Annotated in this window: 10 protein-coding genes; 1 reads left to right on the forward strand and 9 read right to left on the reverse strand. The window is 48.6% G+C overall.

What is annotated here, in order from left to right; translation table 11 throughout:
• Positions 1–84: 84 nt before the first annotated feature.
• From DBZ16_RS06045 to DBZ16_RS06080, 7 genes are all read right to left on the reverse strand, one after another.
• Positions 85–1,152, reverse strand: coding sequence for a hypothetical protein (locus DBZ16_RS06045; RefSeq protein ID WP_107813317.1), 1,068 nt, complete (start codon positions 1,150–1,152; stop codon positions 85–87).
• A gap of 318 nt (positions 1,153–1,470) precedes the next feature.
• Positions 1,471–2,535, reverse strand: a complete 1,065-nt coding sequence (locus tag DBZ16_RS06050) for a hypothetical protein (protein ID WP_107813318.1) — start codon at positions 2,533–2,535, stop codon at positions 1,471–1,473.
• Positions 2,536–2,628: 93 nt separating this feature from the next.
• Positions 2,629–3,633 (reverse strand): hypothetical protein, encoded by a 1,005-nt coding sequence (locus tag DBZ16_RS06055; RefSeq protein ID WP_107813319.1) that lies wholly within the window; start codon positions 3,631–3,633, stop codon positions 2,629–2,631.
• A gap of 83 nt (positions 3,634–3,716) precedes the next feature.
• Positions 3,717–7,436: a glycosyltransferase gene (locus DBZ16_RS06060; RefSeq protein WP_107813320.1), complete on the reverse strand. Its 3,720-nt coding sequence runs from the start codon at positions 7,434–7,436 to the stop codon at positions 3,717–3,719.
• 112 nt (positions 7,437–7,548) lie between these two features.
• Complete coding sequence (gene msbA / locus DBZ16_RS06065; RefSeq protein ID WP_107813321.1) at positions 7,549–9,402, reverse strand: lipid A export permease/ATP-binding protein MsbA; 1,854 nt, start codon at positions 9,400–9,402, stop codon at positions 7,549–7,551.
• A gap of 458 nt (positions 9,403–9,860) precedes the next feature.
• Entirely contained in the window at positions 9,861–10,787 is a 927-nt protein-coding gene (gene fabD, locus DBZ16_RS06075) for an ACP S-malonyltransferase (RefSeq protein ID WP_107813322.1), read from the reverse strand.
• A 19-nt stretch (positions 10,788–10,806) separates the two neighbouring features.
• A complete protein-coding gene (locus tag DBZ16_RS06080; RefSeq protein WP_107813323.1) occupies positions 10,807–12,096 on the reverse strand; it encodes a DUF1294 domain-containing protein in 1,290 nt (429 codons plus the stop codon).
• Positions 12,097–12,626: 530 nt separating this feature from the next.
• On the opposite strand from DBZ16_RS06080, the gene DBZ16_RS14895 reads away from it, so the two are divergent.
• On the forward strand, positions 12,627–13,358 hold the full coding sequence (locus DBZ16_RS14895; RefSeq protein WP_159070306.1) for a factor H binding protein domain-containing protein: 732 nt from the start codon (positions 12,627–12,629) through the stop codon (positions 13,356–13,358).
• A gap of 436 nt (positions 13,359–13,794) precedes the next feature.
• Here the strand turns inward: DBZ16_RS14895 and DBZ16_RS06095 are convergent, their stop codons facing one another.
• Both DBZ16_RS06095 and DBZ16_RS06100 read right to left on the reverse strand, forming a co-directional pair.
• Entirely contained in the window at positions 13,795–14,757 is a 963-nt protein-coding gene (locus DBZ16_RS06095) for a beta-ketoacyl-ACP synthase III (protein ID WP_107813325.1), read from the reverse strand.
• A gap of 200 nt (positions 14,758–14,957) precedes the next feature.
• Positions 14,958–15,683, reverse strand: a complete 726-nt coding sequence (locus tag DBZ16_RS06100; RefSeq protein ID WP_070654810.1) for a 16S rRNA (uracil(1498)-N(3))-methyltransferase — start codon at positions 15,681–15,683, stop codon at positions 14,958–14,960.
• Positions 15,684–15,734: the final 51 nt, after the last annotated feature.

Below are 15,734 nucleotides of genomic sequence, written 5' to 3' on the forward strand. Positions count from 1 at the left end.
ACCTTATAGCATAAATAGTGTGATGAATCTAATTTTTGAGGTCGTCTGAAAATACCAAAGACTTTCAGACGACCTCAAAGAGGCTTACTCAGGTAACGTGATTTCTTGATACGGAGGCAGATCCAATATGTATCTCAACCAATTGTCGAAGCTGTATTTTTGGTAGATTTCGGGCGGCAGCTCGCGATAGGGTTTGTCGAGAAACGCTTCCATACCGTCAAAGGTTTTGCCGTCCCAAATATAGATATTGTCGGGATGATAAAAATCGTATTTGGCAACTTCGGCATTGGTGGTAATGAGCTTTTTACGATAACCGACCGCTTCGATTGTCCGAAACGATAAGCCCGTATGTACCGCCGCTTTAAAATCCAACAAGACGCGGCTTTGCAGTTCGCGTTTGATGTTGTCCTCGAACGTAAGCGGCTCTGCCGTCGCTTTGATATTGTCAGGATAAACGTCGGAATGCTCGTTCAAACTGCCGTCGTTGACATGGAATATCGTGAAATCGACTTTCCAGCCTTTCTTTTCGGCGTATTCGGAAAAAGTCGAAATAGCTTTGTCCCTGTCGAGATCGGGAACATGAGACCCTAGGAAATAAAAATCGTAGCGGTTGTCGGTATCGGCGTCCTTGTCTACTTCAAAATAAAAATTGGCGGCGGGAATGACTTTATCGCCGTATTTCCGATTGTCCTCGGGGTCAAAAGCATATACTTTGTCAAAAATATCAATACTTTCCCAAATTTTGGGAAATCTGTCCAGCCCGTCCCATTGGTAGGCGGCCATCAATTTTTTGGTTTTGCGTTTGACCTGTTTCAGCAGATATTTCGGGTAGATTTGTCCGTTTAAAAACAATGCGTAATCGAAATACTCGAATGTTTTTATTTTCTCCGTCATTTCTTGATAAATGTTCGCGAAATGCCGAAGTCGGGCTTTTTTTCTCAAAATTTCTTTTTTCTTTTTCTGCTTCAGGACTTTTTTGCACCAAAATGCCCCCAGCCTCATTTTTAAAGACGAATATTTGAAGGGGGGCGCGATATGGTTGTAGCTGATATCGACAACTTCAAATCCTTGTTTTTCTAAATTTTGGATCAGCAATTTGTAAATGTCGTTAACTTGGTACATGCCTAATAGGATAATAGGTTTCCGAGACATGGTGTGTGTCCTCCTATTGATTTTAAAATCATCAACTTATTATTGTTATACAGATGAATAAATATCTTATTGCCCTGTTCAAACTGACCTTTGAAAACAGGATAGGTTTCAGATTCAGGAAACGGCAAGCGGGAGAAGGTACGGCAAACCGTACATTCTCGACGTGAAAGATGTCTTCTAACGGACATACCGCCTGCGTTTGAACAGTCGGCGTCCGCGCGGCATCGTTTATGGTGAATAGACGTTGAAAGTGCCAAAACACTCAGTGAATAGTTTCCCTTTTATTTGTACCGCCGGTCCCGCAAATTTACTTCTCCGCTATATCTGTTTAATGGCATCTTTGTCGATATGCGGCAGCCCGATCGGTATGTTCGGCTCGATATCGAATGCGCAGTTTATCCAGTTGCTGAAGCTGTATTTGCGCTTCAATTCCGGCGCGATGGGGGCGAACGGACGGGTCAGGAAGTCTTTGAGTTCGTCAAGATTGCTGCCGTTCCAGTAGAACATATTGTCGGGATGGTAAAAATCGTAATGCACGATGGTCGGATTGGTGGTAATCAGTTTTTTGTCCAAACCGATGGCCTCAAAAATCCGCAAAGACAAGCCGTAATGCTTGCGGTTGAGGAAGTCGACCAATACGGAAGATTTGGCGGCTTCTTCTAAATTCTGGCGGTAAGACAACGCGTTGGCAAACGAGAAGAACTGTACTTCGGGTATACCCAGTGCGGCTTGCTCTTCGGCAATTTTCTTGCTCGCCAGACGGAAGTCGATATCCAAACCGATGGCGCGTGCGGCATCGCAGAAGGCGCGGATGTCGCTGTTGCGGTCTTCCGCGTACGATCCGATAAAGAGGATTTTGTTTTCAGTTTTTTCAGACGACGTGAAGCTGTCGAAATAGAAACTTGTGGTCGGATGCAATACATGGTCGTATTCGGGCAGCTTGTTTTGATCAAACGGGTCGAAGAAATAAAATTTATCGAAAAATTCGATATTTTCAAAATCTTCTTTCAAAAAGGTCAGCGCTTCCCAGTTGTAATAAACCATCAGTTTGGCGTGGTTGCGCAGCTTGGAAATAAACTCTTTCGGATACGCGCCCAGCCAAATCATGAAACAATAATCTGCCTGCTCGGGATATTGCTCCAACAATGCTTCCAGCCGCTCTTCCACCAAACGGAACATTACCCGTTTCTTGAAATCCCTCTGTCCGAGGACGTTGCGGTACCAGATTTTCTGCATGCGCTGGAAGATGCTTTTGTATTTGAATTCTTTTTCTTCGTAAGTCAGGGACAGCACGTCGAAGCCGCATTTTTCCAGATTTTCAATGATGAGCTCGTGGATTTTAAACAGCTCCGGCATGGCAAGGATAACGGTTTTTTTCTTCATAATCGTGATGCGGTCAAGAAAATGGGTCGTCTGAAAATACACTCAGACAATGGGTGAAACTTCTAAAACGGCTACTACGCTGAATCGTCTTGATTAATTGACGACACCTAGCATTCGGTTAAGCCATCGGGTAAACGAATATTTTTCTTTAATATCCGGACTGACCGGCTGATACGGACGCGCCAAGAAATCAGGCAATTCGTCCAAACTGCCGCCATCCCATAAAAACACATTGTCGGGATGATAAAGATCGGTATTCCGTATGCTTTGGTTGGTCGTAATCAGTTTTTTATCGAACCGCAGGGCATCGAAAATGCGGAACGACAAACCGTAATGGTCAAACTGGGCAAAATCAACCACCGCCCCGCAGCTTTGCACCTTGCTTAAATTGTTTTCGAAACTCAGAATGCTGCTGCGATCGAGATAAGTGATACCTTTGGTTCCAAAGGCTTTTTCGGCGCGGTCGTCTTTGCAATAAATATGGAAATCCAAAGGCAGCCCGAGGCGCTCCGCTTCGCTGATGAAATGCTTGGTCTGCTCTTCCCTCCTCAATTCGTATCCACCAAGGAAGTAGAGGCCGTCGTTTGACGGCAATTCGGGAACAGGCAAATCGAAGTAGAAGTTGGTCGTGGCTTTGAAACCGTACTCCGGATATTGCTCAATATCTTGCGGATCAAAAACCCAGCATTGATCAAAATAGTCCAGATATTCCAAGATATCGGGGAACCTTCCGATGCCGTCCCATTGGTAATTGACACATATTTCGCTGTGCGCACGAATGGCGGCAATGATTTCTTTAGGATAAATGTTGGCACGGATACACAAGGCGTAATCCGCTTTTTTTCCGTTTAACGAACCCAGCTTACGCGCAATGTCATCCCGATAGCGGCTGTATTTCAAAACTTTTTTGTAGTCGCCGTCTTTGGCAATATATTTGTAATACAGGTTTTTCACCCTACTCACCATATTGGGATAAAAAGAATCCCTGTCGTCGTAACACAGGTTGACGACGTCGAACCCCAAAAAACGCAGGTTTTTTTCGATGCACTTGTCGAGTTCGTACATATAGGGAACGGCAAGGATGATGGTTTTATTCATGATTCGGGTGTAATGCGGTTAATCAATGGGGTTTGTGTTTTCAGACGACCCTTTGTCGCCATCGAAAGGGTCGTCTGAAAACATCAATCTGCTTGGTTCGACAGTATTTCTTGATATAGGCCTGCCAATTCGTCTTTTTGTTCCGCAAAAGTCCGAATATGGCTTTTCGGCAGTTCAATGACTGCACCGTCGTCCATTGCTTGATAGCGTTCGCAAACTTCGGCAATAGCGCGGCTCAATTCTTCCACGCCGCTGTCAAACGGAATGACTGTGCCGTTTTCGCCGTCGATAATGTCTTCGGACACGCCGCCAGCATCCGTGGCGATTACCCAAACATCACGCAACACTGCTTCCCTGACCGTCAGACCGAAACTTTCTTTCCATTGGGTTGGGAACAGCAAAACATCGATTTCCGAGAAGAAATGGTCGATGGTATCTTGGCTGTAAGCGGGTTCGATGCGGAAGCGTTCCACGCCGTCGAAATCGCTGTCAAAGAACGAACGTGCGCCGACGTTGAGCATATTGTCCACGACAACCAGTTCGGTATTGGGGAAACGGTGTTTCCTGAAGGCTTCCAAAATCAGATGAACGCCTTTGATTTTGGTTTTTCCGCCGACATAGCCGAAGCGGATAACGTCTTTTTTCCGTTTGGATACTTGACTCAAGGGGCGGGTAACGCCGTTTTTGTTGACGAGGACGTTCCTGCCCAAAGTTCTTTCATGCAGTTCGGCAAAATATTTGCTGGGCGCAAGCAACATATCGATTTTCGACAAGGCGCGGGCTATGGTTTTGCTCCGTTCGTCTTCGGTATTCCATTGCTCGCGGAAGACTTCATTTTCGTCAAGCATGAACTGGTTCGGACAAATCCACCATGCGTCATGCAGGGTAACGAGGGTTTTGACACCAGCTTCCCGACAAATATCGACCATACCGACGCCCATGCTTTGAATGCAGTGGATATGGGCGATGTCGGGCTGTACGAGTTCGATGATATCTTTGACGGCTGCATCAAAACGCGGATTTTCGTGGGCGGCTGCATCTTCTGAAGGAACGGCAACGCCGAAAACGGTTACTTTGCCGTATTCGTAACGGATGACGCTGTACGGCGGCAGCCAGCTCTTCATCGGCAAAGTCGTTACCGCATATATTTCGTAGGCTTCTTCATCGGCAAGCAGTTTGTTCAGTTGCTCGGCAACGATAGTCGCTCCGCCAAACGATTGCGGATGATAGTAAACATTAAACGATAAGACTTTGGTTTTCCCTTTTGCGGCAGATTCAAAACGGACGGCGGGTGCAAGCTGCGTGCTGCCGATGGCTTGCGGGCTGTATGTTTCCGTGACCGTACGGTATGCCGCCTGCGCCATACTGTCGCGCAACTCGGGATTTTGAATCAGGGTGTCGAACGCTTCATGCCATTGCTGTTCGCTGTCTGCCAGAAAGCCGTTTTCGCCGTTGACAATCACATCGGCAAAAGCCGCCCTTGGCGAACATACGGATGCCACTTTGGTAATTGATGCTTCAAGGTATTTGATGTTGCTCTTGGCATCGTTGAAAACGAAGTTTTCCAAAGGCGCAATGCTGATGTCGCATTCGGACAAATAAGTCAGGTATTCCGTATAGTTGCAAAATGGGATGCGCTCGATTTGGCTTTGTACTTCGTCGAAATATTCGGGCAGCTCCAAATAGCCGATGATTCTGAACCTGACATTCGGATTTTCTTTCAATATGTTGGCAAGCACGGGAGCGGCTTCCAAAAAGTCGATATTGTGCGTTTTGGTGCCCGAACCGTAAATAATCCGAATCAAACCGTCTTCTTGTTTTTTCAGACGACCCTCGATGCTGTGTGCCGCTGCCAGCGTTTCATCATCCAACGCGTTTTCAATCACATAAACGGTTTCCAAACCTGCTTCCTTCATGGCTTTTGCCAGCCCAGAAGTCGAAGCGATGCCTTCGTCGCACGCCAACATGGCTTGACGGTAAAGTTTCGCGCCGTTGATTACGCCTTCTTTTTCAGCCGGTTCAAGCGAGTTGATGGTGCTGCTGGTTTTCAGGACATCTTCGTCAAAAATCAGATCATCAACATCCCATAATGTTTTGATGTTCAGACGACGGCATTCCGCAATTAAATCCATTACGCTGTCAAAACCGGGAACGCGGTAGAAAATCACCAAACTTGCCAAAGAAATCTGTTTCTTGGCTTCGTTGCTGTCCGTCCATGAAGTCACGGAACAAGGAATACCCAGCTCTTCAAGCATTTCCTGCTTTTGGATAACGCGGTATTTTTTGCATTGCGGAATACTGAGTTCGGCAATGATGGCAACTTTAGGTGCAAGCGTATCGGCAGCGTGTTTGGTCAACCGCTGGATAAATGTTTGCGGAATCGGGTCGGCCTGAACGCCAAGCACTTCCTGTGCAACAACGGGCGAAGAACCAACTGTTTTTAAAAGCTGTTTCACGCTTTTAATCGAATGGGTTTGCTTGTAATGGCGGCGTAAAAACTGATATGCCTTGCCGATACTGCCCTTCTCGCGCACCAAAAGACGGAAGCCTTTGCGGTAGCGGTTGGCAGAGCTGATGGCCTGTTCGGTTTTAACGAACGGCTTGAATACCTTAACCGTCCACAAGCCTTTGTATTTCGCCAACCGTTGGCTTTCCTGACGGATGTGCTGTTCCAATAAAGCACGGTTTTCATTGAGTCCGTGTATGGCTTGATCAAACGATTGTCTGTTTTCGTTCAAGGTATGGATGGTGTGTTCGAGCGACTGTTTTTCCTGCTGCAAGGTATCGATTTGTTTTTTCAGCAGTTCGATTTGTTTTTCTTGTTCTTTCGATTGCTCTTCTGCTGCCTGGCTGCGCACCATCAACTGCATCAACATGTCGATTTGCTGTTGCAGAGACTCGGTCTGCTTGGCAGACAGTTCGGTTTGTTGCAGCAGTTTTGCCATTACATGCTGCAATTCTTGGTTTTGATTTTGCATATTGGTATTGTCTTCTCGCAATTGAAGGTTTAGCTCGGATAAAGATTGGATTTGTTGTTCTAGTAAGAATATTTTTTGAATACAGTCGGAATATCCCAAATGATGTTGCATAAACAGCGCGCGGTTTTTTTCGTAGACTTTTTGCCAGTCTTCGCGGTTTAAATCAGGATTTTGTTCCAAGCGGTTAATCAGCGATGACCCGTCACGGCGTTTGCGGTAGCGGAACAACACTTCCGGAATACGGATAACGGTTCCGCCGTTGCTTAAGAGGCGTATCCAAAAGTCCCAGTCTTCATGTGTCGTCAGGTTTTCATCAAATCCACCCAAGGCGGCAAAATCTTCGGCGCGGTGCATGGAGACGGATGAAGGGAAACGGTTGCCCGTCAACAGGCTTTCCAAACCGTCATAATCCGGCAGATTCCACAAACCTTCTTGCGCATCAAAATATTCTGCCAACGGATACACCAGCTTGCAGTCGGGATTGTTTTCCAAAACCGCGACGCATTTTTCGATGTAATCCGGCAGGATGAGGTCGTCTGAATCAAGAAACAGGAAGTATTTACCCCCCGCCAGTCGCGCTGCATGGTTTCGGGCGGCGGCAACGCCTTGATTGTTTTGTACGGCGTAACGTATGGCGGGCTTGTCCGCCAGAAACTCCCTCAAATAATCGGCGTGTTCCGGGTCGGAGCCGTCATCAACAATGATGATTTCAAAATTCTGATGGCTTTGGCTAAGGATGGACTGGACGGTTTCTACGATGTATTCCTTACAGTTGTAGTAAGGAATCATCACGGAGACGGTGGGGGACTGGGCTTGATGATTCATGCGGATAGTTCCTTTCTGTCTGTTCGGCAGCCTTCCTTGTCTTGCAGCTCGGTGTTTTCAGACGACCTCTTAAGCAAATCGTCCTTAAACTGACCGACAGGTCGTCTGAAAATCAACCTGCTGCCTGTTTCGGCATATTGCGCAACATGGAGTAATAGCCGTTTTGAGCCATCAGCTCGCTGTGCGTGCCTTGTTCGACAATATGGCCTTCATCCATAACGATGATGCGGTCGGCTTGTTCGACGGTGGTCAGGCGGTGGGCAACGATGATGCTGGTGCGGTTTTCCATCAGGCGTTCGAGGGCTTGTTGGACGAGGCGTTCGGATTCGTTATCCAGTGCGCTGGTGGCTTCGTCTAAAAGCAGGATGGGAGCGTCTTTCAAAATGGCGCGGGCAATGGCGACACGTTGACGCTGACCGCCGGAGAGCTGATTGCCGTTTGCGCCTATCGGTTGGTTCAAGCCGTATGGCGAGCTGTCAACCAAGTCTTGCAAATTCGCGGCTTTAAGGGCTGCCAATACTTCTTCTTCAGTGGCATCGGGACGGCTGTAACGGACGTTTTCCAAAAGGGTGTCGTCAAACAGGAAAACATCTTGGGAAACAAGGGCGAATTGGGAGCGCAGGTTGTCGAGTTTAATGTCTTCGATGTTGGCATCATCCAAATAAACCGCGCCGGAGCTTGGTTCGACAAAACGCGGAAGCAGGTTGACGACGGTGGATTTGCCGCTGCCTGAACGTCCGACCAAAGCAACGCGTTCCCCTTGGCGGATGTTGAGATTGAATCCATCCAAGGCTTTTTTACCGTCTTCGTGGTAGCGGACATCGACGTTTTCGAATTTCAGACGACCTGAAACGTTTTTCAGATGTTTGGTGCCCTTGTCTTGCTCAGGCTCGGTATCAAGGAACTGACAAACCGCATCCGAAGCGATAAACATGGTCTGCATGGGAATGCTGATGTTCGCCAAGTTTTTGATCGGACCGAGCATTTGCAGCATGGCAACGATAAATGCCATAAATTCACCGATGGTGGTATAGCCTTGCTGACTCTGCCAAAGGGCAATAAAGATCACGACAGCCAAAGCAAACGACGCAATCAGTTCACTGAACGGAGAACGTGCGGCGCTGGCTTGCGTGATTTTTTTACCGAGACGGACGATGGTGTCATTGACTTCGGCAAAGCGTTCAGACGCTTTCTTCTGACCGCCAAAGAGTTTGACCACGCGGTGTCCTTGGTGGACTTCGTTAACGACGTTGTTCAGCGTACCGATACTTTGCTGCGCGCTGGCAATGATGTCTTTCAGACGGTTGCGGTAATAACGGGACAACAAAGACAACAGCGGGAACATCAGGGCGACAATCAGACTGAGCTGCCAGTTCAAATACAGTAGAACGCAGACCAAACCGATGACAATCATGGTATCGCGGGTCAAAACGATAAAGACATTACTGGCGTTGCTGATGGATGATTCCGCCATTTGCACCATGTTCATCAACACCGTGCCGGACGGGGTTTCCTGATGAAATTTGGAAGAGAGTTGCAGCATCTTGGCAAACATATCTCGGCGCAGATGACTGATTGCCATGACGGAAACCCAAGTCAAGAGATAGGTACTGACGAAACGGCTGATGCCGCGAATGATGACCAAAAAGATAAAAAATACCGGCACAACCCAGACTTTATTGGGCGTACCCCAAATCAGGTAGGTAAATTGATCTTTCCAGTTTTGCAGCGTAGCGATGATGCCGCCTGCGGTGTTGAGTTCGGGCGGCGCAGAAGGCGGGGCGAAGCCTTGGTTGACCAGCGGGGCAATAAAGGCGGCGAGATAGCTTTCGGTAGCGGCAACGCCGAAGATAGCAATTAAAGCAAAGATGATGCGTGTTTTATAAGGGCGGATATAAGCCATCAAGCGCATGAAACTGCGCGAATCTTCTTGGGTAAACAGGCCGAAGGTCAGTTTTTCTATCATTGGCTCGGTGTTCCGGATTAATGCAGATTGAATATTTTGTCAATCTGTCGGATTGGTAAAGCCTATGATTATATCGCAATGAAGTTACCGATGCGACGAAATTGCTGTTTTTAAATGAATAACGATTTTTATTTCTGTAAAGTTTTTTCAGACGACCTTAAATGTTCAAAATAAATTAATAGTAAACCGGAATGTATAGTGGATTAACTTTAAATCAGGACAAGGCGACGAAGCCGCAGACAGTACAGATAGTACGGAACCGATTCACTTGGTGCTTCAGCACCTTAGAGAATCGTTCTCTTTGAGCTAAGGCGAGGCAACGCCGTACTGGTTTAAAGTTAATCCACTATAAAACATCCCCCTGTTGCTATCCCCTTCCCTATCCGAACACAACCAACAGACATTAAAAAACGACCTTTCATTAAGAAAGGTCGTCTGAAACATACAAGGCGGCAAGTTTAATGCGCTTCGATAAAGGCAGCGACTTGTTCGGAATTAGTCAAAGCGCTGCACGCGGCTTCTTTGTTGATGCGTTTTGCCAAACCTGCCAACACTTTGCCCGGTCCGCATTCGGAGGATTCGGTAATGCCTTCGGCAACGAGTGCGTTAACGGTTTCCGTCCAACGTACAGGGTTGTAAAGCTGGCGGACAAGTGCGTCTTTGATTTTCTCGGCATCATCGTAAGCGGCAACATCGGCATTATGGATGACGCGGATTTGCGGTTGTTTGATTTCAACGGTTTTGAGTGCTTCGGCAAGTTTCTCTGCGGCAGGTTTCATCAGGCTGCAATGCGAAGGAACGGATACAGGCAGCGGCAGCGCGCGTTTGGCTCCCGCTTCTTTGGCGGCGTTCATGGCGCGCTCGACGGCGGCGGCATTGCCCGCGATCACGACTTGTCCGGGCGAATTGAAGTTGACGGCTTCGACCACTTCGCCTTGCGCGGCTTCTGCACAAATGGCTTTAACCTGTTCATCTTCCAAGCCGAGTATCGCCGCCATCGCGCCTACGCCCTGCGGCACGGCGGACTGCATCAATTCGGCACGCAGGCGGACGAGTTTGACTGCATCCGCAAAATCCAATGCACCGGCGGCGACAAGTGCGGTGTATTCACCGAGACTGTGGCCGGCAACGACGGCAGGCGTTTTGCCACCCGCTTCAAGATAAGCACGGTAAACGGCAACACCGGCGGCAAGCATGATGGGCTGGGTATTCACGGTTTGCCCGATGAGGTCGGCATCCGTACCGTTAATCATTGCCCACAAATCTTGACCCAAGACAGCGGAAGCTTCATCGAAGGTGTTTTTTACGACCGATTGTCCTGCGAAGCCGTCCATCATATTGAGGCTTTGCGAACCCTGACCGGGGAAGAAAAATGCAAAAGACATGATATTCCTTTGTTTCAGTTTAGTTTTTCAGAAAATTCGTCAGAGGATTGTCGGCGTAATGTATCAGCAGGGCATAGGTAATGGCAACATTTATTGCCACTGTCAGCCAGAAAATCTGAACAAAAGGAACTTTCTTGGTTTTGTGGCGGAATGCGGCGCGCGCAACCAATGCGCCGGGCCAGCCACCCAACAGACTGAATGCGTGCAATTTGTTTTCAGGGATACGGTTTTGGTATTCGTTTTTACGTCTGATTTTGCGCGCGGACTCAATCGCCGTCTGCTTGTCCTGTTGATAGAGAATGAAGGCGGCAATACTGATGAGGACGTAAATGAAAAACAGCTTATTGGACAACACGGCGACAACGGTCAGGAAAACGACGGCGATGACGCTGTTGATCAGGAGTGCCTGCATATCGATATTGAGCCTGTTATGGTCGGGGGGCAATTCGTCAAACAGGAATGCTTCGTCGCCCAGCCGAACCACCTTGATGGCTTGCTGGCGGTTGCCTTCTATCGGGCGGTTGCAGTAGAAGCTGACGCGCTGACCTGTTTGCGGACGACAGGTATTGTAATGGTAGGCGCTGATGTGGAAGAAAATATTTTGAGACTCGTCGCCAAAACGGATAAAGCCGTAGCCTTTGGCATCGTCCCATGTAGTAATCGTACCGCTCATGACCTGATTGGGCGGCAGCAGATTCTTTTGGGCGGATTTCGGAGCGGGATAACGGGTTTCGGCAACCAACGGCTGCTCGATTTTGGCTTGAACTTTAGGACCGTGCTCCGGACGGAAAAAGTGTACGGTTTGACCTTGCGCTTTTTGGGCGGGCGCAGCGTGTATCGATTCAGGCTCGGGTTCGGACTCAGGCGTACTGCGGATAACGGCATTGACCAGCAGCCATTGTCCGTTGGGATGGCGGCGGAGCGTGCCTTCAAGGCGGTCGCCCGCCCTAGGCGTACGGGTTTGGTCGGCAAGAAACTGTCCCAGCACAAACACCGGCTGCCCTTCGTTTGAAACATCCATTCCATAACCACCATTCTTCGACCAATCCCAGTCGGTCAGCGTAATGACCGCGCTGTCATTGTTTTTATAACCCGGATTGACGTGCTCGACATCCCTTGCGACGGCGCGGTTGTTTTCCGTTTCTATTTGAAAGCTGACACGGTGTCCGGTTTCAGGTTCTTGATAATCGGGGTGGAGGGATTGGCGGTTGGCAAAGATGCGTTGCGAAGATTCGTCGCAAATAATGGAGCCGCGGCTCATTTCCCCGAACCAATGGGCGATTGTCCCGTAATGTTTATTATGGTTCATTTTATTTTTATATTAGGAAAAAATGTATTGGATAATCAGTTTTGAAATTATACCAATTTATCATAATCCATGTGCATTTTAACCATAATAAATAAAAGGTCGTCTGAAATGGTGTCGGTTTGAAGCAACTGCACGTTTTCAGACGACCTTTTTATAGTGGATTAACTTTAAACCAGTACGGCGTTGCCTCGCCTTGCCGTACTATCTGTACTGTCTGCGGCTTCGTCGCCTTGTCCTGATTTAAAGGTAATCCACTATAGCATGAGACAGAGCCAGAATCTGCCTGCAACATTGGCTAAACCATTTGGAAAAGACATGACTGGATACAAAGATTTTTCAGAGAGTCACCAACCGCCTCAGTGTAATCAAATGAAAAAACATCCTTAACCATCATCCATAAACTGCCCGCCTTTAAATAAAATAAGCTATTGAAAAATTTTAAAAAACATAAGAAAATAAGTATCTTCATACCAGAAGAATATCTTTACATTATCCTTTACATTGTCGATAACTAACTTAGGGAAAATATCATGACAAACCTATCACGCGCCCTCTCTTTGACCATCCTCGCAGTCGCACTGGCAGCCTGTGGCAGCGGTGGCGGCGATTCACCCACCACCCAAACAGCAAATAACACCAAGCCGCAAACGCCTGCTACCAAACCGTCGACCGACCCATCGGCTTCACAAAAACTAACCCTGACGCTCATAAATATGCCGGATGACAGCGTGAAGCGGCTTTACGAACTTCCCTATTCCACTGTTACAGGGCTTACGAAAACAATACAGGCGAATGATGGTTCTTCTGATGAGAGAACCCATATCGAAATCGGCGGCACGCCTACGCCTGAAGCAGCTCTGCCTAAGATGGGCAAGGTGATTTATAACGGCTTGGCTTTTAACAAATTTACTAATCCCACAGATGCCGATCTTGTTGCCGGCGCACGCCCAGGCTATTTGAGCTACACCATCGATTTTGACGAGCGTACAGGCGAGGGAGAAATTGCAGGGCTTCAGCTAGATGCCGGAGAGATTAGGCTGAACAAAGGCAATCTTGAAAAAATCCATCTTGATGGACAGGAAGTCATTGGCGTACGAAGCAATGCCGATATGGCCCAAGCCAGCAATGGTCCGGCGCAACAATATACCGATATCGGCGACTACGAACTGGGCCTTTTCGGACCCAACGCCGACGCGATCGCAGGGAAAATTGCCAATCCAACCTTTTCTATCGGTTTCGGCGGTACACGCAGTAACAAATAAAAACACTTGATACAGGCTTTCCACATAATGCCGGAGGAGCAGCCTACCCGAATTCCGTATTATGTGGATTTCCATAAGGCTTAAATGACGAAAGGTCGTCTGAAAACTGAAGTTGCACGTTTTCAGACGACCTTTTGAATGTTCAGCAGAGATAACATCATCTTCCCTGTTGCCTAGCATACGTTTCGGATACCACCCTGAATCTTTTATAGACGTTAAACAGCTAACCCAGCCTTCAAAATACGAATCCCGGCGCTCCTATCAAAAAGGTCGTCTGAAACCGCACCGACGCAGTTTCAGACGACCTTCTATAGTGGATTAAATTTAAATCAGGACAAGGCGACGAAGCCGTAGACAGTACAGATAGTACGGCAAGGCGAGGCAACGCCGTACTGGTTTAAATTTAACCCACTATAAGTTTGAAACAAACAAAATATCAGTATTTCACCAGCACCGCGCCCCATGCGAAGCCGCCACCTATGCCTTCGAGCAGCAGGTTTTGTCCGCGTTTGATTTGACCGTTTTGAATGCCGACGTCCAGCGCGAGCGGGATGGAAGCGGCGGATGTGTTGCCGTGTTCCTGTACGGTCAGGATGACTTTTTCCATGTCCAGACCCAAGTGTTTGGCGGTGGAGTCTATGATGCGTTTGTTGGCTTGATGCGGCACGAGCCAGTCGATTTGATCGGGGGTATAACCTGCTTCGCTGATGACTTCGTCGGCGATTTTTGCGAGCATTTTGACCGCGAATTTAAACACGCCCGGCCCGTCCATTTTGACGTAAGGCGAACCGCAAACTTGCCCGTTGGCGATTTGACCGGGTACATTGAGCAGGTCGAGGTAGTTGCCGTCGGCTTTGAGTTTGCTGTGGATGATGCCCGCTTCGTCGGACGCGCCCAACACTACTGCGCCTGCACCGTCGCCGAACAAAACGCAGGTCGTGCGGTCGTTCCAATCCACGATGCGGCTGAACGTTTCCGCGCCGATGACCAAAGCCTTTTTCGCCATGCCACTTTTGATGTAGGCGTTGGCAGTGGACAGGGCGTACATAAAGCCTGCGCAGACTGCCTGTACGTCAAACGCAGGGCAGCCGTTTGCTATGCCGAGCTTTTGCTGGACGATGGTTGCGGTGGACGGGAACTGCATATCGGGGGTAGCGGTCGCCACGATAATTAAATCGATTTCATCGGCAGCGACACCCGCTGCAACCAGCGCGCGGCGTGATGCTTCGGCGGCGAGGTCGCTGGTTTTTTCGCTTTCATCTGCAATATGGCGGAACTTGATGCCGGTACGGGTGGTAATCCACTCGTCGGACGTATCGACTTTTTTCGCCAAATCGTCGTTGCTGACGCGGTTGGCGGGAAGATAGCTGCCGGTACCTAAAATTTTGGCGTATTGCATGTGAAGGCCTTTGAGCGTTGATTCGGATAATCGGCTATTGTAAGCGAAAACGGATGAATTGCCCAACGCCGCGAAGGAGTAAAACAGGTAAAGCGCGCAATGGTTTGAAAAACAAATATAAACATATGATTTCAATGAAACTTACTTTTCAAACCATCTAAAAATTTACGTTTCCATATCCCGTTTTCAGACGACCTCGATTACACAAAATCCCCCCAAAGCGTCTGCATCGCCGCAATCGCCGCCAGCGAAGCGGTTTCCGTCCGCAGAATCCTCTTGCCCAGCGTTACCGACTGAAATCCCGACTCAAACGCCATCCTCTCCTCCTCGTCCGTCCAGCCGCCTTCCGGCCCCACCATAAAAATCAGGTCGTCTGAAAACGGCTTGACGGCACGCAAACTTTGGGCGCGGTTCAAACTCATCAACAGCTTGGTCGTTTCAGACGACATCTGTTTCAAAGCCTCGCGGTAAGGCAGCAACGGGCGCACTTCCGGCACCATATTCCTGCCGCTTTGTTCGCAGGCAGACACCACAATTTCCTGCCAACGCGCCACCCGTTTATCCGCCCGTTCGCCGCTCAGGCGCACGACGCAGCGTTCGCTGATTACCGGCTGAATCGCCATCACGCCCAACTCCACGCTTTTCTGCAAAGTAAAATCCATGCGTTCGCCGCTCGATACCGACTGCACCAGCGTGATTTTCAGCGGCGATTCGTTGTCCGCCTCCTCCTCGCGCAACACTTCCGCACAGGCGCGGCGTTTCTCCAAAACATCCAAACGCGCGGGATACGCCTTGCCATTGCCGTTAAACAAAACGACCTCTTCCCCGCAGCGCACGCGCAAAACATTCAAATGACGCACAACATTATCAGGCAGTTCAACGACTTGCCCCGCATATAAAGCATCAGGCAGATAAAATCTGGACATGGTTCTTCAAGTGAAAACAGATATAATAACGCGATTATACGATTTCGCACC

Origin of the sequence: Neisseria sicca, assembly GCF_003044565.1 — a bacterium.
Classification (GTDB): Bacteria; Pseudomonadota; Gammaproteobacteria; order Burkholderiales; family Neisseriaceae; genus Neisseria; species Neisseria sicca_A.